Origin of the sequence: Jutongia huaianensis, assembly GCF_014384985.1 — a bacterium.
Lineage (GTDB): Bacteria > Bacillota > Clostridia > Lachnospirales > Lachnospiraceae > Jutongia > Jutongia huaianensis.
Genome location: NZ_JACRSX010000003.1, coordinates 160855 through 185013, shown reverse-complemented (window position 1 = coordinate 185013; position 24159 = coordinate 160855). Strand labels below are relative to the sequence as shown.

25 protein-coding genes are annotated in these 24159 nt (G+C 45.3%); 19 read left to right on the top strand and 6 right to left on the bottom strand.

The window, feature by feature from the left end; genetic code table 11:
* The first annotated feature begins 7 nt into the window (after nucleotides 1–7).
* From H8704_RS04320 to H8704_RS04240, 17 genes are all read left to right on the top strand, one after another.
* The gene (locus H8704_RS04320; protein ID WP_117781601.1) at nucleotides 8–1216 is read left to right on the top strand and encodes a phage major capsid protein; all 1209 of its coding nucleotides are present in this window, start codon (nucleotides 8–10) and stop codon (nucleotides 1214–1216) included.
* An 8-nt stretch (nucleotides 1217–1224) separates the two neighbouring features.
* Nucleotides 1225–1500 carry a head-tail connector protein gene (locus H8704_RS04315; protein WP_249297468.1) on the top strand — a complete coding sequence of 92 codons (276 nt, stop codon included), beginning with the start codon at nucleotides 1225–1227 and terminating at the stop codon, nucleotides 1498–1500.
* Complete coding sequence (locus H8704_RS04310; protein WP_249297467.1) at nucleotides 1500–1829, top strand: phage head closure protein; 330 nt, start codon at nucleotides 1500–1502, stop codon at nucleotides 1827–1829. The genes H8704_RS04315 and H8704_RS04310 overlap by 1 nt, the downstream gene beginning before the upstream one ends.
* A gap of 4 nt (nucleotides 1830–1833) precedes the next feature.
* Complete coding sequence (locus H8704_RS04305; RefSeq protein WP_249297466.1) at nucleotides 1834–2217, top strand: HK97 gp10 family phage protein; 384 nt, start codon at nucleotides 1834–1836, stop codon at nucleotides 2215–2217.
* A complete protein-coding gene (locus H8704_RS04300; protein WP_249297465.1) occupies nucleotides 2214–2531 on the top strand; it encodes a hypothetical protein in 318 nt (105 codons plus the stop codon). The genes H8704_RS04305 and H8704_RS04300 overlap by 4 nt, the downstream gene beginning before the upstream one ends.
* A 3-nt stretch (nucleotides 2532–2534) precedes the next feature.
* Nucleotides 2535–3149 (top strand): major tail protein, encoded by a 615-nt coding sequence (locus H8704_RS04295; protein ID WP_117781604.1) that lies wholly within the window; start codon nucleotides 2535–2537, stop codon nucleotides 3147–3149.
* Nucleotides 3150–3162: 13 nt separating this feature from the next.
* On the top strand, nucleotides 3163–3540 hold the full coding sequence (locus tag H8704_RS04290) for a hypothetical protein (RefSeq protein ID WP_117795903.1): 378 nt from the start codon (nucleotides 3163–3165) through the stop codon (nucleotides 3538–3540).
* Nucleotides 3541–3979: 439 nt separating this feature from the next.
* Nucleotides 3980–4963 (top strand): alpha/beta hydrolase, encoded by a 984-nt coding sequence (locus tag H8704_RS04285; RefSeq protein ID WP_117801562.1) that lies wholly within the window; start codon nucleotides 3980–3982, stop codon nucleotides 4961–4963.
* Between the two features lie 143 nt (nucleotides 4964–5106).
* A complete protein-coding gene (locus H8704_RS04280; protein WP_249297464.1) occupies nucleotides 5107–8034 on the top strand; it encodes a phage tail tape measure protein in 2928 nt (975 codons plus the stop codon).
* A 1-nt stretch (nucleotide 8035) separates the two neighbouring features.
* A complete protein-coding gene (locus tag H8704_RS04275; RefSeq protein WP_117781227.1) occupies nucleotides 8036–8398 on the top strand; it encodes a hypothetical protein in 363 nt (120 codons plus the stop codon).
* 12 nt (nucleotides 8399–8410) lie between these two features.
* Entirely contained in the window at nucleotides 8411–10600 is a 2190-nt protein-coding gene (locus H8704_RS04270; RefSeq protein ID WP_249297463.1) for a hypothetical protein, read from the top strand.
* Nucleotides 10597–11715 carry a hypothetical protein gene (locus H8704_RS04265; RefSeq protein WP_249297462.1) on the top strand — a complete coding sequence of 373 codons (1119 nt, stop codon included), beginning with the start codon at nucleotides 10597–10599 and terminating at the stop codon, nucleotides 11713–11715. Before H8704_RS04270 ends, H8704_RS04265 begins: the two co-directional genes overlap by 4 nt.
* Complete coding sequence (locus tag H8704_RS04260) at nucleotides 11681–13075, top strand: hypothetical protein (RefSeq protein WP_249297461.1); 1395 nt, start codon at nucleotides 11681–11683, stop codon at nucleotides 13073–13075. The genes H8704_RS04265 and H8704_RS04260 overlap by 35 nt, the downstream gene beginning before the upstream one ends.
* A 78-nt stretch (nucleotides 13076–13153) precedes the next feature.
* A complete protein-coding gene (locus H8704_RS04255; RefSeq protein ID WP_117781223.1) occupies nucleotides 13154–13579 on the top strand; it encodes a phage holin family protein in 426 nt (141 codons plus the stop codon).
* Between the two features lie 41 nt (nucleotides 13580–13620).
* The gene (locus H8704_RS04250; protein WP_249297460.1) at nucleotides 13621–14568 is read left to right on the top strand and encodes a GH25 family lysozyme; all 948 of its coding nucleotides are present in this window, start codon (nucleotides 13621–13623) and stop codon (nucleotides 14566–14568) included.
* Nucleotides 14569–14718: 150 nt separating this feature from the next.
* Nucleotides 14719–16215 carry a recombinase family protein gene (locus H8704_RS04245; RefSeq protein ID WP_249297459.1) on the top strand — a complete coding sequence of 499 codons (1497 nt, stop codon included), beginning with the start codon at nucleotides 14719–14721 and terminating at the stop codon, nucleotides 16213–16215.
* Nucleotides 16169–17563, top strand: a complete 1395-nt coding sequence (locus H8704_RS04240) for a recombinase family protein (RefSeq protein ID WP_249297458.1) — start codon at nucleotides 16169–16171, stop codon at nucleotides 17561–17563. The genes H8704_RS04245 and H8704_RS04240 overlap by 47 nt, the downstream gene beginning before the upstream one ends.
* Nucleotide 17564: 1 nt before the next feature.
* On the opposite strand, the gene H8704_RS04235 is transcribed toward H8704_RS04240, so the two are convergent.
* The 6 genes from H8704_RS04235 to H8704_RS04210 form a co-directional block, all read right to left on the bottom strand.
* On the bottom strand, nucleotides 17565–18512 hold the full coding sequence (locus tag H8704_RS04235; protein WP_008117799.1) for a DUF6551 family protein: 948 nt from the start codon (nucleotides 18510–18512) through the stop codon (nucleotides 17565–17567).
* Entirely contained in the window at nucleotides 18460–19476 is a 1017-nt protein-coding gene (locus H8704_RS04230) for a ParB N-terminal domain-containing protein (RefSeq protein WP_118524423.1), read from the bottom strand. The genes H8704_RS04235 and H8704_RS04230 overlap by 53 nt, the downstream gene beginning before the upstream one ends.
* Entirely contained in the window at nucleotides 19473–19865 is a 393-nt protein-coding gene (locus tag H8704_RS04225; protein ID WP_249297457.1) for a hypothetical protein, read from the bottom strand. The genes H8704_RS04230 and H8704_RS04225 overlap by 4 nt, the downstream gene beginning before the upstream one ends.
* Nucleotides 19825–20526 carry a hypothetical protein gene (locus H8704_RS04220; RefSeq protein WP_008117805.1) on the bottom strand — a complete coding sequence of 234 codons (702 nt, stop codon included), beginning with the start codon at nucleotides 20524–20526 and terminating at the stop codon, nucleotides 19825–19827. The genes H8704_RS04225 and H8704_RS04220 overlap by 41 nt, the downstream gene beginning before the upstream one ends.
* A complete protein-coding gene (locus tag H8704_RS04215; RefSeq protein ID WP_249297456.1) occupies nucleotides 20504–22381 on the bottom strand; it encodes a recombinase family protein in 1878 nt (625 codons plus the stop codon). The genes H8704_RS04220 and H8704_RS04215 overlap by 23 nt, the downstream gene beginning before the upstream one ends.
* A 132-nt stretch (nucleotides 22382–22513) precedes the next feature.
* On the bottom strand, nucleotides 22514–22897 hold the full coding sequence (locus H8704_RS04210; protein WP_249297455.1) for a helix-turn-helix domain-containing protein: 384 nt from the start codon (nucleotides 22895–22897) through the stop codon (nucleotides 22514–22516).
* Between the two features lie 391 nt (nucleotides 22898–23288).
* On the opposite strand from H8704_RS04210, the gene H8704_RS04205 reads away from it, so the two are divergent.
* Nucleotides 23289–23609: a helix-turn-helix domain-containing protein gene (locus H8704_RS04205; protein WP_249297454.1), complete on the top strand. Its 321-nt coding sequence runs from the start codon at nucleotides 23289–23291 to the stop codon at nucleotides 23607–23609.
* Nucleotides 23610–23694: 85 nt separating this feature from the next.
* Nucleotides 23695–24006, top strand: coding sequence for a hypothetical protein (locus H8704_RS04200; RefSeq protein ID WP_249297453.1), 312 nt, complete (start codon nucleotides 23695–23697; stop codon nucleotides 24004–24006).
* The last annotated feature ends 153 nt before the right edge of the window (nucleotides 24007–24159 follow it).

The window sequence follows — 24159 nt, the reverse complement described above, 5'->3', positions numbered from 1 at the left end:
TTTCAAGATGAGTAAGATTTTAGAATTAAGAGAAAAAAGAGCAAAGGCATGGGAAGCAGCAAAGGCATTTCTCGATGCCAAGAGAACACAGGAAGGCTTTGTGTCCGCTGAGGATGCAGCAACCTACGACAAGATGGAAGCAGATGTCGTAAATCTCGGAAAAGAGATCGAGAGACTGGAAAGACAGGCTGTCATCGATGCAGAGCTTGCAAAGGCAACAAGCACACCGATCACCAACCAGCCGAATGCAAAGACTGATGGTGATACAAAGACAGGAAGGGCAACCGATGAGTACAGAAAAGCGTTCTGGAACGGCATGAGAAACAAGGTGCTGTCCTATGAAGTACAGAATGCCCTTACCATCGGCACGGATTCCGAGGGCGGTTATCTCGTACCGGATGAGTACGAGAAGAAACTGGTGGAAGCACTGGAAGAGGAGGTATTCTTCCGTAACCTTGCAACCGTCATCAAGACATCGAGCGGTGATCGTAAGATCCCAATCGTTACATCCAAGGGTGAGGCAGCATGGATCGATGAGGGCGGTCAGTTCCCTGAATCCGATGACAGTTTCGGACAGACAACTATCAGTGCCTTTAAGCTGGCAACCATGATCAAGGTGTCAGATGAACTCTTAAATGACAGCGTGTTCAATATTGAGCAGTATATTTCAAGGGAGTTTGGAAGAAGAATCGGTACAAAGGAAGAGGAGGCATTCTTTATCGGTGACGGCAAGGGAAAACCTACCGGAATCTTCAATGCCACAGGCGGTGCAGAGACAGGGGTTACTGCCAATAATACTTCCATTACATTTGATGATGTCATGGATCTTTATTACTCCCTGCGTGCTCCATACCGTAACAAGGCAGTATGGCTTCTTAATGATTCGACCGTAAAGGCAATCAGAAAGCTGAAGGATGGAAATGGAAATTATATCTGGCAGCCGTCCGTGAGGGAAGGAGAGCCGGACAGGATCCTCAACCGTCCGTACCGCACATCCATTTATGTGCCGGAGCTTGCAGCAGGAAGCCGTGTCATGGCATTTGGTGATTACAGTTATTACTGGATCGCTGACCGTCAGGGCAGAAGTTTCAAGAGACTGAATGAGCTTTATGCTACAACTGGTCAGGTCGGATTCCTTGCTTCCGAGCGTGTGGACGGCAAGCTGATCCTTTCCGAGGCAGTCAAGACACTTGATATCAAGGCTGCCGGAAAGTAGGTGGACGGATGTTCGTAACGCTTGAGGAAGCCAAAGGTTATCTCAGGGTCGATTCGTCAGACGAGGATGATCTCATCCTCCGTCTGATGGAGACATCCGAAAGCCTGATCTTAAATGTGACAAGACGTACACGGGCAGGACTGAAACGGCATGAGGCACTTATCCGTACTGCGGAACTGTATGCTATTGCTTATCTGTATGAGCACAGGGAAGAAGCCGATCATAAGGCAATGACGGAAACACTGAAATATTTGCTCTTTGGGATCAGGAAGGAGAGATTCTGATGATTGAACTCATGCGTGAGAGGATCACGATACAGAAAAGCAGTACCCAAAAGGATAAGAATGGAAACCACATGCTTGTGTGGGAAGATTATTATAAGTGTTTTTCCTATGCGAACAACCTGTCCGGTAAGGAATACTGGGAAGCAAAACAGGTCAATGCGGAAACAGAACTGGATTTTATTATCCGGTACTGCAGTGAGGTGTCAGGACTTGACACGGAGCATTACCGCATAGTTTTCCGTGGAAGACTTTATAATATTACATTCGTTGATAACGTGCAGTACAAAAACAAATCGGTAAGGATAAGGGCTGCCCTGATAAAGAGGTGATGGAATGGCAGAGAGAAGAACGACCGTTGACGGTCTTGCGGATGCAATCATGGACGGACTCAAAGAGTATGCAGACCTTGCAACGGATACGGTCAAGGATGCGGTAAAAGATGTATCCAAGACGGTAAAGAAAGACATTCAGGCAAATGCCCCAAAGCGTACCGGCCGGTACAAAAAGAGCTGGACCGTGAAAAAGACAGCGGAAAGCAGCAATTCCATCACGATGACTGTCCATTCCAAGGACAGATACCAGATTGCCCACCTGTTGGAGCACGGCCATGCAAAGCGGGGCGGCGGCAGGGTAGCCGGAAGGGAGCATATTGCTCCGGCAGAGGCAAAAGGAAACAGGGAGCTTATGCAGAAGATTGAAAGGGGGCTGCGTTCATGACATATGAAGAAGTTGTGGCAATGATGGAAGAAATGAATCTTCCGTTTGCTTATGACCATTTTGTGGAAGGCGAATCCCCGGAACCGCCTTTTGCAGTATTTCTTTATCCGGGAAGCAGCAATTTCCCGGCAGACGGTAGGGTATATTATAAATCCAGCCGTCTGAATATAGAAATTTATACGGATTTGAAAAATCCGGAACTGGAATTTACAGTAGAAGCCGTGCTTGATCTGCACGGTATTTTTTATGAAAAAAGCGAAGTATGGATAGAAACTGAAAATCTGTATGAGGTGCTTTATCAGATGGAGGTATAGAAGATGGCTAATAAAAAGAACAAAGTCAAATTTAATATCTGCAATGTGCATTACGCACCGATTACGGTTGCAGAGGAAGGCACGGTCAGTTTTGGAACACCTGTACCAATGCCCGGTGCAGTATCCATCAGCATGGATCCGACAGGAGAGCCGGAATCATTTTATGCAGATGGTATTGAGTATTATGTAATCAACAACAATCAGGGATATGATGGTGACCTTGAACTTGCCATGATCCCGGAATCGTTCAGAACGGATATCTTAAAAGAGGAACAGGATGCCAATAAGGTGCTTGTGGAGAATGCAAATTCCGAAACAGGAAGCTTTGCACTTCTTTTTGAATTTGATGGTGATATCCGTAAGATCCGTCATGTACTTTATAACTGTTCCGCATCCCGTCCGACCATTGAGTCAAAGACTAATGAAGAAGATAAGGAAGTGCAGACAGAAACACTGACAGTAAAGGCAAGACCAATGGCAGACGGATATGTCAAGGCAAAGACAGGAGATTCCACGACAGATACAGTTTATAACAACTGGTATAAGAGTGTGTATCTTCCGGCTGCAACTCCGGCACTGGAGCAGCAGTCAGCAAAATCAACCAAGAGTGTATCATAGGGAGGACTAAGACATGGGTATCAGAAAGGATATAGAAATTGACGGACAGATGGTTGCATTCAAGGCAAGTGCAGCCATTCCAAGAATCTACAGATTAAAGTTCCAGAGGGATATTTATAAGGATCTGGCAGTGCTTGAAAAGAGTATTGGAGATGGAAAAGAGGAATCATCAAACCTTGATATGTTTTCTCTTGAGATGTTCGAAAATATAGCATTTATTATGGCCAAGCATGCGGATCCAAGCATTCCGGACACACCGGAAGAGTGGCTCGATAATTTCAATACATTTTCAATTTATCAGGTCCTTCCGCAGCTTATTGAACTGTGGGGACTGAATGTAAAAACGGATGTGGAAGCTAAAAAAAACTTCGTCCGACAGAGCGTGAAATGACAACCCCACTGTTTCTGTTGCGATGCGTGCAGTTAGGTTTATCGATGGCAGATCTTGATATGCTGTCGATAGGCCTTATCAATGATATGTACAGCGAGAGCCGGAACGATGATTATAAGTATGCTGAGCTTGCCACACAGGAAGACTTCGACCGATTCTGATTGAGAGAACAGTCTTTTTCTGTTATACTTATCTACAGAAAAAGGCTGGGATATTCTCAGCTACAAATCGAAATTTGTCAAAGAAACTTGATGACAATTAAGTGATAGTATTGCAGAAATGACAATCTGAAATTGAGGAGATAAATAAGTATGAATACAAAACAGAAACAAATTTTAGCATGGGTTCTCCTTAGTTGTGGAGTTATTATCGCCGGTGTAATACTTGGTGGTATTACCGGAAAACTTGTTTTAGACCACATCATATAAGGAGAAATGTCATGTTCAGTACAAATAAAAATCGTAAAATAGGTATGTTGATATTTCTGTTTGTTGTATCCTTTATTGTGGGTATGCTCATCAACATTCAACGTCTTGGGTCTTTACCGATGAAGCTTATCCAAGTTGAATGGAATGATACAGTAGGATGTGTGTATGAAAATCTTGATTATGAAAATCCGAGCGACCACAAATATGATTTATATGTGCCGAAAAATCTTGATACGCCAGAGTCAAAATGCCTGATTCTTTATATACACGGAGGAAGTTTTAATTCCGGGAGCAAAGAAGATGGCGATGCGTGGTGCAAATATTATACGTCAAAAGGATACGTAACAGCAACGGTTGATTATACATTGCAATCAAAGAAGGGAAAAAGTGAAGAAGAATTACTCAACGCCAGTCTTGAGTTAATGAATGAAGAAATTCTAAGCTGTGTTGCCGCAATCAAGGAGCAGGCATCGCAGCTTGGAATTGATTTAACACAAATGGCTACCTGTGGGGTGTCAGCAGGTGGAACACTTGCGATGAACTATGCATATAAAAATGCTGACATTTCTGCAATCCCAGTAAAGTTTGTCTTTCAACTCGCAGGTCCTGCTTCATTTGAGCCATCCGATTGGAGTTTGCTGAAATCGATAGACCATATAACCACAGATGCGGATTTTGCAACCATGATGACAGGGGTTAGAATTACAGATGAAATGATGGCATCAAAAGAGTATCTTCCGTATATTTACTCTGTTTCGCCTACATATTTGGTGGATGCAAACTCGGTGCCGACCTTGATGGGGTATGGACTAATCGACCATTGTGTGCCGACTCAACTTAAATACCCTTTAATAGATGCATTGAAAGAGAATGGTGTGCCATACGATTATGTTGAATTTCCAAAATCGAACCATGGAATGTATAATGATATTGATAAATTGCAGGAGTTTATCAATCTATCACTTGAATACTGTGATAAGTATTTTGATAAATAAGATAAAGACAAATTCAAGTTTGCAACACTGACAATTTTATAATATTACATAGGACATCCGTCAGAAATGGCGGGTGTTTTTATTTTATTACGGAGCAGAAATGCTCCTTTTTTTGTACCCATTTTTAGGAGGAGGTGAGAGGAATGGCAAGCCGTATTCAGGGTATCACGGTAGAAATTGGTGGTGATACAACCAAACTGCAGAATGCACTTAAAGGCGTGAACGGACAGATTAAGTCTACCCAGTCACAGCTTAAGGATGTAAATAAACTTCTGAAACTGGATCCGGGAAATACGGAGCTTCTGGCACAGAAGCATAAGCTGCTTGCGGAAGCGGTCGGTGAGACAAAAGAGAAACTGGCAACCCTGAAGACGGCAGCAGAACAGGCGAATACTGCACTTGCCAATGGCGAGATCTCACAGGAACAGTATGATGCCCTTCAAAGGGAAATCGTGGAAACGGAACAGGACTTAAAGAATCTGGAAACACAGGCCAACCAGTCGGCAACGGCAGTACAGAAAATTGCAACAACGGGCGAGAAGTTAAAGACGGTTGGGGACAACATTTCCTCTGCCGGGCAAAAGCTTCTCCCGGTAACAGCCGGAGTGACTGCACTGGGTACGGCATCCGTAACGACCGCAGCCAACTTTGAATCTTCCATGTCACAGGTACAGGCAACAATGGGAATCACCAAAGATTCTATGTCCAAGGTCAACGGGCAGTCGGTAAATACGATGGATACCCTTTCAAAGCTGGCAAAGAAGATGGGTGCAGAGACGGCCTTTTCCGCATCTGAGTGTGCGGAAGCATTGAATTACCTCGCCCTTGCCGGATACGATACACAGCAGATGTGTGATACACTGCCGACCGTTCTTAACTTGGCAGCAGCCGGAGATATTGCCCTTGCTGATGCTTCGGACATGGTAACGGATGCGATGTCTGCCCTTGGAATGGGTGTGGATGAAGCAGAAACAATGGTAGACCAGATGGCAAAGACGGCATCTACCACGAACACATCGGTTGCACAGCTTGGCGAAGGAATCCTTACCATTGGTGCGACTGCAAAATCCATCAAGGGCGGTACGGCAGAACTGAATACCGCACTTGGTATTCTTGCAAATAATGGTATCAAGGGTGCAGAAGGCGGTACACACCTCCGTAATATTATCCTGTCCTTACAGAATCCTACGGATAAGGCAGCAGCCCAGATGGAAGCCCTCGGACTTTCCGTATATGATTCTGAAGGAAACATGCGGTCAATGAATGATATTCTTGGTGACCTCAATAAGAGCATGGATGGAATGACATCTGCTGAGAAGTCAAATATCATCAGCACCATTTTCAATAAGACAGACCTTTCTTCCGTAAATGCCCTGCTTGCCAATACGGGAGAAACATGGGACAGTTTACAGAAGTCCATCACGGACAGCGGTGGTGCTGCACAGCAAATGGCAGATACACAGCTTGATAACTTACAGGGACAGATCACCATCTTAAAGTCAGCACTGGAAGGCCTGGCTATTTCATTTGGAGAACTCCTGATGCCGGCCATTAAACAGATAGTCGGATGGGTACAGAAGTTTGTTGACTGGCTGAATGGACTGAGCGAGGGAACAAAAAAGACGGTCGTTACGATTGCACTTCTGGCAGCAGCACTCGGCCCCGTTCTTATCGTGATCGGCAAGGTAATATCCGCAGTCGGCACGATCATGACAATCGTTCCGAAGATTGCCGGAGTCATCAATACGGTAAAAGGAGCATTTGCAGCACTTAATACTACAATGCTTGCAAATCCAATCGTTCTTATCATTGCAGCAATAGCAGCTCTTGTGGCTGCTTTTATTTATTTGTGGAATAACTGCGATGGATTCCGTCAGTTCTGGATAGACCTTTGGGAGAATGTAAAACAGGTAGCCATCACGGTATGGAATGCCATAAAAGCGTTCTTTTCACAGGTATGGGAAGCAATCAAGATGATATTCTCGACCGTGTTTGAAGTGATAAAAACGCTGGTAACCACTTATTTCAATCTGTATAAAACCATCATTGAAACGGTATTCAATGTAATAAAGACCGTCATTACTACGATCTGGAATGCAATCAAGGGCGTGTTTACTACAGTTTTCAATGTGATAAAAACTCTGGTCACAACGTATTTCAATATCTATAAGACCATTATCCAGACGGTGCTTACCATTATCCAGACGGTTATCACGACCGTGTGGAATACGATAAAAACGGTCATTACCACAGTTCTGAATGCGATAAAGACCATCTTTTCCACGGTATGGAATGCAATAAAGACGATCATCAGTGCAGTGGTAAGCGGAATCAAGGGACTGATCACGGGAGATTTCACTGCAGTCAAAAATTCCATTACCACGATAATGAATACGATAAAGAGCACCATTTCCACTATCTGGAACACCATCAAGTCCACCATCTCCACGGTTCTTGGTGCAATCAAGGGTGCAGTCACATCCGTATTTAATGGAATCGTAAATGCAGTGAAGGGGGCAATGGGAAATGTCTTAAATGCCGTAAAATCAGGATTTTCCAATGTAAAGAGCTACATCACGGGTCTGGCTTCACAGGCATTTACATGGGGTAAGGATCTCATCATGGGAATCGTAAACGGCATCAGGAGCTGCATCGGTGCAGTCGGGGATGCAGTAAAGAGTGTGGCTGACAAGATCAAGTCATTCCTTCACTTCTCCGTGCCGGATGAAGGCCCTCTTACTGATTATGAATCATGGATGCCTGACTTTATGGGCGGACTTGCCAAGGGAATCGAAAAGAGCCGTGGAATGATCCAGAAAGCAGTCAGCGGGGTTTCTTCCGACATGGTCATCAATCCAAAGGTCAGCGGGGTGGAAAACATGACAGGAAACCCTACGGCACAGCAGACGGAAAGCATTTCAGGAATGCTTTCTGCAATTACTTCTGCAATCCGGGATGTTAAGGGAGACAGCGGTGACATTGTCATTCCTGTATATCTGGGCGGTACGATGCTCGATGAGGTTATTGTATCGGCACAGCAGAGGGCAAATTTAAGAAGCGGAGGAAGATAGCATGGCATATATACAGTATCTTGTTTTTAACGGCCGTTCCCTTCCAAAGCCGGATTCTTATGACGTGGGACTTTCCGATGTAGAGGCAGATTCCGGCGGGGAAACGGAAGCCGGAACAACACAGAGGGATGTGGTAAGGACGGGAGTGGCAGACATTTCCGTCTCTTTTTCAGTATCACCGAAGTGGGTAAAACTTCTGACGGTATATTCCAAACTGCCGAAGATCGCAGTGGAATATTTCGATACGGAAACCTTGGACTTAAAAGAAGCAGAAATGTATATTACTGGATTTAAGGCAAAGCTGGAAAAGGATACATCATACAAAGGTCTGTGGACGGTATCTTTTTCCCTGAAAGAAATGTAGGAGGCGGATACGGTGTTTGAGGTATCAGAAAAATTCAAGAATGCCGTAAGGCAGAATACAAGAAAATATGAATGGTACGGGACCATCACGACAAAAGCCGGAAAGGAATATCCGTTTACGGCTAAGGATATCGTGAAAGGTTCCGGCTACATAAAGTGGCAGTGCTGCAGTAATACGGAGATAGAACTCGGAACGGTTTATGCTGCTGAAATGGGAATCAGCCTGTTTTCGGAAATCGACCGTTATACCCTTGAGGATGCAGAGGTAAGGCTTTATTACCGCCTGACACTTCTGGATGGGACAAAAGAGACCATACCGATGGGAATTTATGAGATCTCCGAAGCAAACAGGAAGGTACGGACATTGGAACTGAAAGGCTATGATCATATGCTCCGGTTTGAAAAAACGCTGAAGCTGGATTCTTCAAGCGGAACGCCATATCAGTTTCTAAAGGCTGCGTGTGATGCATGTAAGGTTGAATTGGCACAGACGGTTGCGGAGATCAACGCCCTCCCAAATGGAAAAACCACCCTCGGTGTTTATTCTGATAATGACATGGAAACATTCCGTGATCTGATCTTTTATGTGGCACAGGTGGTAGGCTGTTTCTGCCAGATAGACCGGTATGGAAAACTGGTTCTCAAAAGATATGGAAATGAGTCCGTATGGAATGTGGAGCAGAAGGAAAGGTTTGACAGCAGTTATTCGGATTTTGTTACAAGATATACTGCCGTGTCATCCACGAACCAGATCAGCCAGACGGCAGAGTATATTGCAATGGAAAAGGATGATGCCCTTACAATGAACCTCGGTATCAATCCGCTTCTTCAGTTCGGACTGAAATCCGTAAGGGAGAAAATCCTGCGGGAAATCCTGACGGCACTGCAGAAGATAAATTATGTCCCGTTTGACAGTAACACCATAGGAAATCCGGCAATGGAAGTCGGTGATATCCTTAAGTTCTCAGGCGGTCATGCAGACGAAACAAAAATAAGCTGCATTACAAGCATCGAGTGTAAGATCTACGGAAAGACGACACTGAAATGCGTGGGTAAAAATCCGAGACTTGCATCTGCCAAGAGCAAGAACGATAAGAACATTACGGGTCTTATCAATTCCGTGGAAAGCGGAAGGACCATTATTTATAACTTTGTAAATGTTGCCCCGTTTGAAATAGGACAGCCACTGACGAATGTTATGGATATTGATTTTACTGCAACGGAGGACACAACGGCAGCGTTCCAGTGCGAGATGCTTCTCGAAGTAATAAAGCCGGAGGATGCCACTGCAGATGGAGAAACGGAAGAAGAAAACCCAGAGCCGGAACTTCCGGAGCTTTCCATCATATACAAAATAAATAATGAAACCATTGATACCTTTATGCCGACAAAGACCTGTCTGTATGGAAAGCATATTATGACATTGTTTTTTCCGATATCAAAGGTCATAGAGAACAGTTCAAATACATTTTCCATGTATCTAAAGATATCATCAGGGAGCGCAAAGATCGGTGAGGCACAGATCAGGGCAACCATCAGTGGTCAGGGACTCGCAGCAGGACTGGGAGACTGGAATGGACGCATCAATATCAATGAGAATATTGGAAATATCAGCATTACGGATGTACCGTTTGTGGCTGATGTGTTTAAGGATACGGCATCCGTAACATTCCCGTCCAAAAAGACACAGGGACTGACACAGACAATCGGAAATATTCCGATTGCTGACCAGAACTATGAAGCGGATGCATTTACGGATCGTGCATGGATCACGGAGATCCTCCGAACCTTTGTACTTACAAGCGTGCGGGGAAATCCGAATTATAACGGATATATCACGGTCAATACGGAAGAACGGTTCATGCTGCGGAAACGGTATGTACAGAAGTCAGGACCGGAATCCCTCGATCACGGATATGCAGAAGACCTCGTGATCGATATTTCATACTTCACAAGGGTGGACGGGGTGGAAGTCAATGGTTATACCGCAGCAGTCCGTCCGCAGTTTGTAATCACTACGGCAGAGACTTCCGTTAAATTTCCAGATACCATTACCGTTGAAAACGGGTTCTTTGAACTGAAAGCAGTAACTGAACAGACACAGGAAGCCGTGACGGATGAAGTGGATGAAGGTTTTCTGGAAAGGACAACGGTTGATATATCCGGCTTTGACGGAGTGAAAGGAGTGGAATTTACACTATGAACTATGACAATATAAATGATATTTTTTCGGCCGGTATCACCAACATGACCTGTCTGTTACAGGACAGCAACAACTATGATGGCGGTACGCTTACCGTGAGCGGTGCGGATTTTTTCACGTTCCTCGGAAAAGCCGTGCCGTATATTTATGCACATGGTGATTCTTACTGGGGAATCGGCAGTGATGCCACGCACCTTAAAGTGGATAACCGTGATACCAGAATGAGATCGCTTTACAGGGAAGAAGGGACTTTATACAGTTATTACCGTTTCCTGAAAATACGGTGGGAAGGATGGTCGCATTACAATGCATCCGGGGCGGACTACCAGCTAAAGTATGACCTCCTGTTCTGGGACACGGGGGATATTTCCCTTCATATGATTTCTGTTCCTGTCCAGTGCTATGATGGCGGTTTTGGGTTTAGTGCAGACAAGAACTATACTTTCACAAAGCCCGATGCAGCTTCCCCGGATATTACTTTCCAGTATTATGCGGACAGTAAGACCTTTGAAGTGAAATACACACCGATTGACCTGTTGGTCCCGTTTAAACTCCTCATAAAAGACGGGGACGGAAAACTGTATACGGTGGAGAACCAGATCATAAATGAGGAGCTGTCAGAAACAGCGGATGTGCTTGTCGGACTGGAAGAAACAGAAGTCAATGCACTTTTGTTTAAAAAATATGGATTTGCAAAGATGCCGGAGTGGAATCTGATAAAAGGGCTGATACTTCCTTCCGTATTAAGCTGGAGTGACAGCAGGGCATTTCCTCTGAATGCCGTGATCACGGGAACACCGCCAAAGCAGTATATTGAATGCATGGCGGATCTTTCGGACGGCACGGTTATTGGAATCAAGGCACTGAATGCAGAATATGAGGGAGAAATCACGGTACAGTACAGTTATGACGGGGAGACCTTTACGGATGAAACCCCGATGGCGGATTTTCTCACCATGAATCTGGATGAATTGTATGCCGGACTGCTGGAAGCAAAGACGATAACCTTCCGTTTCTGGCTTGCGGGCGATGCAACGCTTACATCCTTTATCATGAATTATAGAAATGGAGATGATGACGATGCTCAAGGGAACAACAAGAATAGAACTTACTGATGTAAATACGGGTGAGGTGGAGACTTACCAGAACAGCAATATGGTCACCAATGCACTAAGGGACATCCTGAAACCGCTCGGACTTTCCAAAAGACCGAACAGGTTCTTAAATGAGTTTGTGCCGTATTATGAAAAACTGCTCGGAGGAATCCTGTGCTTCGACAGGGAGATACCGGAGAATGCGGATGGATATTATCCCCCGGCAGATGCAAACCTTGTCGGCTGTGCTTCACATGGAATGCAGAACAACACAAAGAATACCTTCCGTGGCGGATTCAACCAGACAGAATCGGAAGTAAATCTGAAAGACAGGTATGTGAAATATGTATATGATTTTGCAACCAGTCAGGCGAACGGCACGATTGCCAGCATCTGTCTTACACACAGAAATGGTGGTCTTACATCATACGGCAGTAAAAATACCAGTCCAATCAGGGACAATTTACTGATGCAGTCCATTGCAGAAGACAATCTTCAGTATGTGTACCCTGACAGGACAGGAGCAAGCACGAGCAGCAGATATTCTGGTATGACGATTGGAAAAACGGAGCTGATATTCCTAATCGACAGGGCAAAGGACTGTGTGTATTATTTCAAGGTGGCAGATAAGAACCATATCCACATCACAAAAAGACGTGCATTTTTAAAGACGGTGTCTATTCTTGATAATATTTATACCACGAAACCGCTTATCGAAGAAATCGAACTGGCGGAGCTATCCTCGGAACTGCAGATAGGCTACTGGTCATATAATTATGATCCGTCAAATGATTGTCTGTATATCTGCACGAGCAGCAACAGCAGGACTGCCCCAGAGGGAAAGTTTCTTATAACGGAAATAAAAGTGGACACTTGGAAAATCAAGCAGTATGAAATTACAAACACTACGGATAAATATCTCAGGACGGAAGGAAACTGGGGAATGTTCGTTACCGAAGGCTATCTTCTGCTGAGGGGATATGATGCCCCGTATGATGTGTATAAAATCCAGATCACGAATTCGGCCAATGTTGTAAAGCTGAAGCGGACCAATGTGACCAACATCAATGGCGTGCCAAAGTTCGTGATCAACGGACGGGTTTATTACGAATACAGTTATGAACAGCTTCTGATTGCGGATTTGGCAACGAATGAGATTATGCCACCGGAGACACAGACATTGTTTAATTCCAGTTATACGATGAGCGTGACTCCTGTAAGAAATGAACCACTCATTTACTTTTGTGATTATGGCACATGGTCAACGTCCGGCTGGTACATGATGTGTAATTATCTGGCAACCATCAATAACCTTGATGCCCCGGTTACCAAGACGGCAGATAAGACAATGAAGATAACCTATATCTTACAGGAACAATAAAATAATTTTCGGAAATCGGCAGTTATCCATTACGGTTAGCTGCTTTTTTCATACAAAAAATCAAAGGAGGACAAGACGATGAAGGAATTCTGGAATGCGGTACAGTTTGTATTTACGGCAGTCGGGGGATGGCTCGGCTATTTCCTTGGCGGATGTGACGGCCTGCTTTATGCGCTGCTTGCGTTTGTGGTGATTGATTATATCACGGGAGTGATGTGTGCAATCAGTGACCAGAAGCTGTCCAGTGCAGTCGGTTTTAAGGGAATCTGCCGTAAGGTGTTAATTTTCCTTATGGTCGGCATTGCAAACATTATGGATGTACATGTCATCGGCACCGGAAGCGTGCTTCGGACGGCAGCTATTTTCTTCTACATCTCAAATGAAGGGATATCCCTTCTGGAGAATGCATCCCATCTGGGACTGCCTGTTCCGGCAAAGATAAAAGCCGTTCTGGAACAGCTCCATGACAGGGCAGAAGATGACAAAGACAACGGGGAAGGGTAGCACCTTCCCTATTTTATTACAAAGAATTGGAGGATCATATTATGAGTCAGAGATTTGGAATTGATGTAAGCAGATGGCAGGGCAGTTTTGACTTTGCAAGGGCTAAGAGTAAGGAAGGCGTTGAGTTTGCCATTATCAAAGCCGGAGGTGCTGATTCCGGGCTTTATAAGGACAGCCAGTTTGAGGCAAACTATAAGAAATGCGTGGAATGCGGACTTCCGAAAGGGGCATATTTTTATGGAAATGCCAGAAGTACTGCAGAAGCAAAGAAAGAGGCAGGATATTTCCTTTCACTCCTTAAGGGGAAGAAGTTTGAATATCCTGTTTTTTATGATGTGGAAGGAAGCATGATCACAAAGAATGACAGGAACACACTGACACAGATCATCAAGGCATTCTGTTCAGAAGTGGAAGCAGCCGGATACTGGGTCGGTATTTATTCATCCGAGTCATTTTTTAACAGCGAGATGAACGATGTGGAGCTTACTCGCTACACCCACTGGGTTGCCAGATGGGGAAAGAGCAAGCCGTCCCCAGCAAGCGGTGCGGAAACACAGATCTGGCAGTTTGGCGGTGAGACGAACCTTATCCGCAGTAATAAGATTAACGGACAGACCTGTGATCAGGATTACTGCTATGTGGATTTCCCGGCAAAGATCAAGGCAGCAGGACTGAATGGTTATGCGAAGGGAAACAGCAGTGCTCCGGCAAAGAAATCAAACGAGGAGATCGCAGCAGAGGTCATTGCCGGAAAGTGGGGGAATGGCACGGAAAGACAGAACCGTCTGTCTCAGGCGGGATATGATTATTCTGCCATCCAGAGCATCGTGAATAAAAAGCTCTCGCCATCCAAGAAATCCGTGGATGAGATCGCAAGGGAAGTCATTCATGGTGACTGGGGAAACGGAACGGAGCGTAAGAACCGAATCAGTGCTGCCGGATACGATTATTCCGCAGTGCAGAAAAGGGTAAACGAGCTTTTAGGATAAGGATATGGCTGATGGTCAGGAATGGCTGTCAGCCGTATTTTTTTCAGTTTATGCCAAGGATAAAAAGGTGAAAGGTATCCGAGAAAACACTTGCTATTATTGGCTTTCAGAGTGATATATAGACTACCAAAACGAAAGGAGGCATGGCTTGTGGAAATTCAGATCAGGGAAGGAAACAGGGAACAGAAGAGAAAACTAAGGGTATGTGCTTATTGCCGTGTATCAACGGATGCAGATGAACAGGAAAATTCACTGGAAAACCAGATAAGGCATTATGAAACTGTCATAAAAGCGAACCCGGCTTATGAATATGCCGGAGTCTACAGTGACTTTGCCATATCAGGGTTCAAGGAAAAAAGACCCGGTCTGCAGAAGATGCTTGCTGATGCACAAAAAGGAAAGATAGACCTTATATTAACAAAATCGGTATCACGTTTTGCAAGAAACACCTCAATCGTTCTGGAAGCTACACGAAAGCTGAAAGAACTGAATGTAGGTGTTTTTTTTGAACTTCAGAATATCAATACCCTGTCGGGGGAAGGCGAGCTGATGCTTACGATCCTTGCTGCATTTGCACAGGCAGAAAGTGAGAGCGGAAGCGTTGGTGCAAAGATGGTGTACCAGAGAAAGTACGAGGCAGGTATTCCGGTACAGTACCTTGAGCGTTCTTTTGGATATACGAAAGACGAAAGGGGAGTCTATATTGCAGACGAAGAGGAAGCAGCATGGGTAAGAAAGATCTATGAGATGGCAGCAGACGGATATACTCCTGCATCAATCAAACGGTATCTGAATGAAAACAAGGTAAAGACCATAGGCGGTGCAGAATGGATCGACAGCACGGTGTTCCGTCTTATTGAAAATGAGATCTACAAGGGTGATTACATCATGCATAAGCATTTTGTGAATGAAGAAAGAAAATTGGTGAGAAACAGGGGAGAAGTAGATGCATGGTATATCGAGGATGACCATGAAGCAATTGTTTCCCCCGAACTCTGGCAGAAGGCACAGGATGCCATTGAAGCAAAGCGGGATTACCTTGCAGAAGGATCTGTTATTGAAGATTTTACGGAAGAGAACTACCCATACATGAACAGGATATTCTGTGCAAAATGCGGACATCCGCTTTATAGACGCATCTATAGTAACGGCAACAGACTGAACTGGGGGTGCAGCGGTACAAAGCGGCATGGGAAATCATTCTGCGAAGGGATAAACATTCCGGACGGGGTGCTTCGGAAAGCATGGCATTTTGACGGGAATATGTATATTGATGAGAAACCTTCCGTAAAGGGTACAAAGGAATTCACCTATCTGAAGGAGAGCTCATGGAAAAGAAGGCATAAGAAGAAAGTGCCAGAAGCAATACCGGAAAATACGGAAGAAGCATATCCGTACAGAAAGAAGATATTCTGCGGACTCTGCGGAAGCAGACTGGTCCGCCATGTAAATCCGAAAAGCCATAAGGTCATATGGATATGCAACGGGGCAAAACGGAAAGGAGTGGCATTCTGCAGGGGGACAAGGATACCTGACTCCGTTATCAGGGGATGGGGAGAAATCAAAAAAGATATTTATATTCAGAGAAAGGATGATAAGAATGGCAAGAAGCGTTACAGTTATACCAGCAAGAAACCGACAGCGTGAAACAGGACGCAGGGCGGTACAGGAAAAGAAGATAAGGGTGGCAGCCTACTGCCGTGTTTCCACGGATCAGGAAGACCAGCTCCACAGCTTTGAAGCACAAGTCGATTATTACACTAAATATATCAATGACCATGAAAATTATGAAATGGCGGGCATCTATGCGGATGAGGGTATTTCAGGAACCAACACAAAGAAAAGGGAACAGTTCAAAAGGATGATCGCAGACTGCGAAAGCAGTAAGATAGACCTTGTCATTACAAAGTCCATCAGCCGTTTTGCCAGAAACACGCAGGACTGTCTGGCATATTCCAGAAAATTAAAGAACCTTGGAATCGGCATCATATTCGAGAAGGAAAACATCAACACCCTTGATTCCACGGGCGAGCTTCTATTCACGATATTAAGCTCGCTTGCCCAGGATGAGTCAAGAAATATTTCGGAGAACTGCAAATGGGGCATCCGCACCAAATTCAAGAATGGTGAGATGCATCTGAATACATTCAAATTCTTAGGATATGATAAAGATGAGAATGGTAAGCTGGTCATCAATAAGGAACAGGCAAAAACGGTAAGACGCATCTACAGGGATTTCCTTATCGGCATCAATCCGGCACAGATCGCAAAGGAACTGACGGAAGAGAAGGTTCCGGGATGCAACGGACAGACGAAATGGTATCCAAGCACAATCGTGGGTATCCTGAAACAGGAAAAGCATATGGGCGATGCGCTTCTGCAGAAGACCTATACGGCAGATTTCCTTACCAAGAGACAGGTTAAAAACAACGGTGAGATAGCGCAGGTCTATGTAAAGGACAGCCATAAGGGGATCATAGATAAGCAGACATGGAATGCGGTGCAGGAAGAATTTGAACGCAGGGAACGGTTCATGGAAGCGCACGGCACGGACAGGTACAGTTACGGTGCGGACTGCATGCCGTTCTGTGAGAAGGTGTTCTGCGAGGAATGCGGAAGCCTGTTCACGAGACATTCATGGAGATCAAGGGGAATCGTACAGTGGCAGTGCAAGAACCACAGGAAAGATGGGAAAGTGGCATGCACGAATGCCTACGTTGATAATGCAGACCTTGAAAAGGGATTTGTAAAAGCATTCAACAGACTGGTGGCAGACAGGGATAAGCATATGGAAAGATGGCAGCAGATGAAGTCGGACGGGACACCGCTTGAAAAGATCAGGGCGGGGCAGATGATGGAAGCCGTGGGAAATGAACCTCTTACCAGATTCGTCCCGGAGATCGCACAGCTTGTCCTTGCGGAAGTGACGGTGCTTGGTGCAAAGAAATATGAGTTCTTCTTTCAGGAAGGCAGCAAGGTAAAGGTTTCCGTGTAGATCACCCGGAAACCCCGCTGTCATGAAGTCCAAACAGCTCCATCTGGCTGCTTTCACCGTCCGCATCCCCAGGTTCAGGAATGTCGGATGGTTCTTCTTCCATGTCCTTTTTATGCGGAAGTTTATGGGTATAAAGTTTATCCCAGGTAAGCGGATTCCGGCTTTTTTTGTTGTAGTATATCAGTATGGCTTCCGCAAATCCGAGTGAGCCGGAACGCCTGTCCTTTGCAGTGCGGGCGAGTTCCTTGATGGATATCCTTCCGAGCTTTTCCTTAAATACATCATCTTTTATGGCATCACCGTAAGCATTCAGGAAACGTGCCAGTCCGTTCATCATGTTTGCACTGAAGGACTGGGATGCACCTTCCCATGTGGCTGCAATGAGACGGATGACATGGTCGAGCATATGATAGCCGTATTTGTCGTGGATGTTTTCCAGGGTTGCGACAGCGCAGATACCGCCCGGTGTCGTGGTAGATGCGATGGTAAGGTCATAGGATTCCACCAGGTCACGGATGATGAGCTGTTTGTCATTGCCAGCCTCTATGTTTGCCATGAATATCTCATAAGGCAGCAGGGGCTTTACATATTTCATCTGGTTTGCAAAGATATCCGCTTCATGTTCATATCCGAGGTCATCGTATACCATACACCACACGGGTGTCTCCCTGGATCCTGAAACGAGGGCAACGATCTCAATGGTGTGCTGCCCGTTGAATACATAGTTGATGCCGTTCCTCCGGCTGACCTTTACGGGATTTATCTGGTACAGGTCAAAGTTGGCGGCAGCACGCTGGACATGGTGCTGTGAGAGGTTGCGCTGGTATTCCTGGTTGGATACGAGATTCCTGATAGGAATCTGTTCAAAGTGTACTTTTGGGACGAACTGCATCAGGTCAATGGCCTGTGGCGTTTGTCCGGCTGTCTGTTCTTCTGTCATCTGGATCATCCTCCTCAAGCTGCGAAAGCAGTCTGGTTATTTTTCTTGTTAGGTTTAACAGCTGCATCTTCACTTCACGCCTTGCATTAACTGAGGTGGAAGGAAAATCTGTAAGCTCCATGGTCCTTGATATGGTCTTTGACCATGAAGGTATCGTAAATTTAAGGCTTTCGAGTTCCGCATCCGGGTCAGTGGCGGGCATCTGCTTAATTCCGGCTTCGGCACTTTCCTTTTCCCGTTTTATTCTTCTTGAGTCCGGTTTTCCGGTGGGAAGCCTCTGCCACCTGAGTTCGTGCCGGAGCTGGGAGTATCCGATGCGGTCTATAGACCCGCTGTCCAAGAGCCTTTTCAGTCCGTTGATATCCTCAATGGGAAGACGGGAGAGTTCTATGATATTTTCATGGGATACACGGAGTTTCCCGTTTAATATCTTTTCTGCGATCTCCGGGCTTTTCCTTTTCAGGTCATCGACCGCACGGGCATAAATATCATATTTTGTCACGGTGGAAAAACCAAAATTAAATTCATTGCCTATGATGGTGGCAATATCTGTCTTACGGACATATTTCTGTGATACCTGTCCGTCTGCATTCAGTTCCGTGTCAGGATGTTTTTTCATGAATTCATCACTGGCGGTATTCATGTCCGCACGGAACAGTCTGCCTATCAGGTATTTTTTGTATTCCCCGGTAAGGTCTGTACGTTTGAGCTGTTCATGGCAGATAAAAGAGACTGCCATATCACGGCTTTCAAATATGATGCGCCGGATGTTGAAATGGATATCCCATTTCGTACAGATTTTATACCGCAGACGGCCGTCAAGTATGATACCGTTCCACACGCATACAGGCTCCAGGCATCCGTGGTCAAAGATGTTTTCTTCGAGTTCTTCCAGGTACTTTTCTTCCCTTGGCTGTATTAGCTCATCAAATTCCGGATCCGTCTGAAGTTCCGGGACTGGTCTGTTGTTCATACTGATTCCTCCGTTCGGGTCATATCATCTACAAGTACGCATTCATTCATGGAAAAGCTGGCCAGGCATTCTTTTGGATTCAGTGCACCGTAGATACGGTAGCTGTGGTTGTCCTCAAGATGTATGCCTGTATGCTGTAATGCCTGTAAAAGCTCCGTACTGTATAATTCGTAACAGTAACGGCTGTCGGCTTTACTGTAGCGCACACGGTGGGCAAGGTAATCCTTACGCACACTTTTCCTTATGGCAATCATGCTGTCCTGTGGGTTTACAAGCAGCTGGATATACTCTGGGTCACCGAGCATATGGAGCGTGAGCTTGTGTATGCGTATTCTGTTTTTCTTTAAGTCAATGCATAGGACCGGCTTCAAAGAGGTTTCTCTGTTCATAATGCTGTTCCTCCTTTTCTGGATGTTCTGTTTTTTCTTCTTCCGGTTCAGCGGTATTGTTTTCGGAGATGCCGAACACCGCATAACCGTCAAACATGTTGACCTGTAAACTGCTCTGGTGTTCCTCGACAGGCACACCGAACTGGTTCTGCCATTCTTCCGGATAGCTTGGCGTGCGGGATGCTTTTATCTTTCCGTCTTCCTTTTCCTCACGCACGAAGATCTCAGGCGTTGTGAGGTCAAAGACAAACAGCAGTTCATTGTCTGACCGTATCAGCTTCCCAAGCAGTTTATAGCGGTAGGATGAATTCCATCCCATAAGCGACACGACTTTGGCAAAAAAGATACGGCAGGTGATCTGTCTTGGAGAGCGTTTTGCCGTTGCGGAACACCACCGGAAGGAATCCTTCTCATCCTCCTGGCATGGACGCACCGCCAGTTTCTTTTCATCCGGGTTTACGAGTATCTGCACGAAATCCGTATCCGGCAGCTTTTTTATGCATGCGGTGTTTACGGATACCTTGCTGGAATTAAAAGTAAAGGACGGTTCGTAGGTATGGGCAAAGAACTCGCCGCGGACGACCTGATACCCGTCATAGCTGAAAGCATCATCCTCGGTCACGGGAATGGTATTCTTTTCATCGTTTGTCTGTATGTTCATCTGTGTTCTCCTTCATATCTGACATGATCTGTTTAATATTCTTTTCGATGTCATTTTTACTGGTGACCTGTATATCAGTGTCGTTGTATGTTACCGGGGCATGGGAGGTATCCGGGTCTTTACGTCCGGTGAATCCGGCAAGTTCCTCTGCCTGTGCGTGGCTGTAATAATTGCTCCCGAATGTGTCTGCCCAGTCAGGCGGATAGGCCCGGACATTTCTCTGCTGGTTGTCCGTAAAGGGTTTTACGGCCGGATCCGCATCCGGTGCAGCGACCATGTCATTGGGGATGAATATCTCCGGTTCGGAAAGGTTGAAGAGCAGTACGGCATCATTCCCGCTGCCACGCTTTACCCCCGTAATGCGGTAACGGCAGTCATCGTTCCAGCCGAGGAGGGAATAGAGCGTGGGAAGAAATGCAGTTCCGCTGATCTCACGTGGAGAGTTTTTGCCGTCTTTCTTTTTAGACCACTGCATGGCATTCCGGCAGTCTTTCCCCGCATTCCTTACGGCAAAGACCAGTTTCTTTGGATGTATGAGCAGTTCCACAAGCGTGCTGTCAAGTTTGCGGACGGCAGGAGCGGAAAAGCGGATATCTCCCTGGCTGAAGGTAACGGTTATACGGTCCGTGCTGTCAAAAAACTGTGAGCGTGCGATCTCATATCCGCGCAGGTCAAATTCACCAGATCTTACCTCTACATGCCCGGAAGATGGGCCGGACTGTTCCGTGCCGTCATAAACACTGGAAGAAGCATTCATGTAATCCGTTTCCTTAAATCCCGCCCATCTGGGGTTTATGGATACAAACCCTTTCAGGACGCCTCTCGGAATGACCTTCAGCTGCGGAAGGATCCCCTTGTTCCCGTACTTGGCATTGCTGATCAATCTCTGGACCGCAATAAAGTCATCCCTTGATATGATGGCTTCGTGATGGTCGCGCTTCCGGTACTGGGGACGGTTCTGCATATTCTTCTTTGATTTGTGATTGAGGTAATTCGGAGTGTAGGTCTTGTGTGCAAGGACATCACCGCAGTGCCTTTCATTCTGCAGTATCTGAAGGATGGAACCGGGAGACCATACGGTGTTTCCTTTTTTGGTCTCGCAGCCGAGTTCCGTCAGGGTATCGGCAATCTCCTGACAGGTGCATCCGTTTAAGTACATCATAAATATGAGTTTTACGATCTTTGCTTCCCCTTCATTAATGATGAGGTTTCCGTCTTCATCATGATCATATCCGAGGAGTATCGGTGTAAGGAAGATTCCCCTGCGGAAACGCATCTCAATGGATGCATTCATGATCTCACTTTTGGTATGGCTTTCTTCCTGTGCAAGTGTGGCCATGAAGGAAAGCACCATCTCACTTTTGGGGTCAAAGGTGTTAAGCCTTTCTGTTTCAAAGAAAACACCGACAGGATGGGGAAGTGAGAGAAGCTCCCTGACATAGCCGATGCAGTCCACCACATTCCTGGCAAAACGTGATACGCTCTTGGTCACGATAAGATCTATCTGACCTTTTTTGCAGTCTTCAATCATCAGTTTAAACTGGTCACGGTGCTGGAGGGAGGTGCCGGAGATGCCTTCATCCGCATAGATCTGCACCAGTTTCCAGTTCGGACTCTTACTGATGACATCATGGTAATGGTTCTTCTGCAGTTCATATGAGGATGTCTGTCTCGGATCATCCGTTGACACCCTTGCATATACGGCAACACGCTGTTCATTTTCCACTGCAAATATATCTTCCTGCGGAAGGGCAGGGATCACGTCAAGTTCATCCGGGTCGATACCTTTATAACGTTCCCTTATCTTACTTTTCTGGTCGGCAACTGAGCCGGCTTTCTGCTCGTTTTCGTTCATGACTTACCACCTTTATTTCTGTGCTGGATTTTATTATAAAATTTTCATGCTGAAATAAAATAGACTATACGGACAGCCATATCCCTATAGTCTATTTCAAAGAAAATTTATTTGTGTGAAAATAGTGTGCCTTTATCTGTGCCTGTCACTGGAAGCAAGCTCCCAGCCGTTTTTGTGCATGGTTTCAAGGCTTGCCTTTATAAGTTCATAGATGAATCTTTTCTCATTTTCCGAGCAGTCCTCCATGAGCATATCGATGTCTGTCTGGTATGCAGCCGGATTGTTCATCTGCACTCCGGCAAGCAGTTCATCCACGGTAATGCCGAGGGCATTCACGATACGGATGATAGATTCCAGGCTTGCTTTTCTTTTTGCATTTTCAATGTGGCTTATGTAGGAGACGGAAAGGTCAGTCATTTCCGCAAGCTGCGCTTGTGAAATATGATTCTGCTCCCTTACTTCCTTGATACGGTGTCCTATCTGCCTGTGGTTGACAGATGTCTGCGTCTGATTCATAGATTGTACCTCCTGTTTTCTTTTTCTTACGCAAGGTAAATTATCTATCAATGAGTGCAAAAAAGTTGTGTAATTTAATAAAGTGTAATGGAGTAAAAGGGAAACAGGAGATAGGAAAGTGCGAAATATGTCGAACGATTCTTATTGAAGGATACGGATGCAGATGGTATGCTTATAACTGAAACAAGACGATATAAGAATGATGGAAACAAGGTAAATCAAGGTTCTGTCATGATACAAAACTGAACTGCATAAACCTGCCGTTCATATTTTTTTACCCAGATACTCCACTACACTAGAGTAAATTACAAAAGAGATATGGTTCTAATAATTCTTCTGCGTAACGGTTACAATATGTATATCGTACAGATAGAAGAGAGGTGTAATTTACTTGCGTACAGAGGAGTACATACCAAAGAGGATAAAAGAATTATGCAGCAAGCATAAAGTCTCCAAATACAGACTTGCACAGCTCACGGATATGTCGCAGACAGCGTTGGCAAATATAATGAATAAGAAGAGCATACCTACAGTACCGACCCTGGAAAGAATCTGTGATGCATTCGGAATTTCAATCGCACAGTTCTTTGCCGGAGATGGTATGCGGCCTGACCTGACGGATGAGCAAGGTGAATTATTGGAGATATGGGATGACTTAAATGCGGATGAACGCAGAATACTGATGAACTTCGTAAGGACGCTGAAGAAGTAAGGGGAAGCAGCTTGATTGTATCTGACAAGACTGGCTTCCCTTTTTCTATGCATTCCTGTGACCACGGAAAGTGATGAGGATGTATATGAGAGTACAGGATGAGGAATTCAAAACAATGATCTACGATCTGATGAACGGACATTATGATCTGGATAAGTTTGATTGTGAGGAAAGCAGTGTGGTAGAGAATGAATTTGCAGAAGGCAGATACTGTGAAAAACTCTACAGTGAAATGCTTGCAGCCTATGGAAGGATATGCCAGAGGCTGCATGAGCAGTCAGGTGAGGACAGGGACGTGGAAATCATAATAAACAATCTGCTGGACATGGGCAGATACCAGAGCATGAAGATGTTCAATTATGGGGCATTATTTACTGAAAAACAGAATCAGCAGTAAGACGGAACGCAAAAAATAGTGTGGCTACGATTTGACAGCCACACTATTTTTTGTTACAAATATAGTGGTGTTATACGATGCGTATAACAGAGAGCCGCAAAAATGGTTTTGCGTGATTATACAAATCTCAAGAATAAGCAAATCTGGGGTGTT

Excerpts from the sequence above, each read along its gene's own strand:
- H8704_RS04320 (WP_117781601.1), top strand. The coding sequence starts at position 8 with ATGAGTAAGATTTTAGAATTAAGAGAAAAAAGAGCAAAGGCATGGGAA.
- H8704_RS04315 (WP_249297468.1), top strand. The coding sequence starts at position 1,225 with ATGTTCGTAACGCTTGAGGAAGCCAAAGGTTATCTCAGGGTCGATTCG.
- H8704_RS04310 (WP_249297467.1), top strand. The coding sequence starts at position 1,500 with ATGATTGAACTCATGCGTGAGAGGATCACGATACAGAAAAGCAGTACC.
- H8704_RS04305 (WP_249297466.1), top strand. The coding sequence starts at position 1,834 with ATGGCAGAGAGAAGAACGACCGTTGACGGTCTTGCGGATGCAATCATG.
- H8704_RS04300 (WP_249297465.1), top strand. The coding sequence starts at position 2,214 with ATGACATATGAAGAAGTTGTGGCAATGATGGAAGAAATGAATCTTCCG.
- H8704_RS04295 (WP_117781604.1), top strand. The coding sequence starts at position 2,535 with ATGGCTAATAAAAAGAACAAAGTCAAATTTAATATCTGCAATGTGCAT.
- H8704_RS04290 (WP_117795903.1), top strand. The coding sequence starts at position 3,163 with ATGGGTATCAGAAAGGATATAGAAATTGACGGACAGATGGTTGCATTC.
- H8704_RS04285 (WP_117801562.1), top strand. The coding sequence starts at position 3,980 with ATGTTCAGTACAAATAAAAATCGTAAAATAGGTATGTTGATATTTCTG.
- H8704_RS04280 (WP_249297464.1), top strand. The coding sequence starts at position 5,107 with ATGGCAAGCCGTATTCAGGGTATCACGGTAGAAATTGGTGGTGATACA.
- H8704_RS04275 (WP_117781227.1), top strand. The coding sequence starts at position 8,036 with ATGGCATATATACAGTATCTTGTTTTTAACGGCCGTTCCCTTCCAAAG.
- H8704_RS04265 (WP_249297462.1), top strand. The coding sequence starts at position 10,597 with ATGAACTATGACAATATAAATGATATTTTTTCGGCCGGTATCACCAAC.
- H8704_RS04260 (WP_249297461.1), top strand. The coding sequence starts at position 11,681 with ATGCTCAAGGGAACAACAAGAATAGAACTTACTGATGTAAATACGGGT.
- H8704_RS04255 (WP_117781223.1), top strand. The coding sequence starts at position 13,154 with ATGAAGGAATTCTGGAATGCGGTACAGTTTGTATTTACGGCAGTCGGG.
- H8704_RS04250 (WP_249297460.1), top strand. The coding sequence starts at position 13,621 with ATGAGTCAGAGATTTGGAATTGATGTAAGCAGATGGCAGGGCAGTTTT.
- H8704_RS04240 (WP_249297458.1), top strand. The coding sequence starts at position 16,169 with ATGGCAAGAAGCGTTACAGTTATACCAGCAAGAAACCGACAGCGTGAA.
- H8704_RS04235 (WP_008117799.1), bottom strand. The coding sequence starts at position 18,512 with ATGATCCAGATGACAGAAGAACAGACAGCCGGACAAACGCCACAGGCC.
- H8704_RS04230 (WP_118524423.1), bottom strand. The coding sequence starts at position 19,476 with ATGAACAACAGACCAGTCCCGGAACTTCAGACGGATCCGGAATTTGAT.
- H8704_RS04225 (WP_249297457.1), bottom strand. The coding sequence starts at position 19,865 with ATGAACAGAGAAACCTCTTTGAAGCCGGTCCTATGCATTGACTTAAAG.
- H8704_RS04220 (WP_008117805.1), bottom strand. The coding sequence starts at position 20,526 with ATGAACATACAGACAAACGATGAAAAGAATACCATTCCCGTGACCGAG.
- H8704_RS04215 (WP_249297456.1), bottom strand. The coding sequence starts at position 22,381 with ATGAACGAAAACGAGCAGAAAGCCGGCTCAGTTGCCGACCAGAAAAGT.
- H8704_RS04210 (WP_249297455.1), bottom strand. The coding sequence starts at position 22,897 with ATGAATCAGACGCAGACATCTGTCAACCACAGGCAGATAGGACACCGT.
- H8704_RS04200 (WP_249297453.1), top strand. The coding sequence starts at position 23,695 with ATGAGAGTACAGGATGAGGAATTCAAAACAATGATCTACGATCTGATG.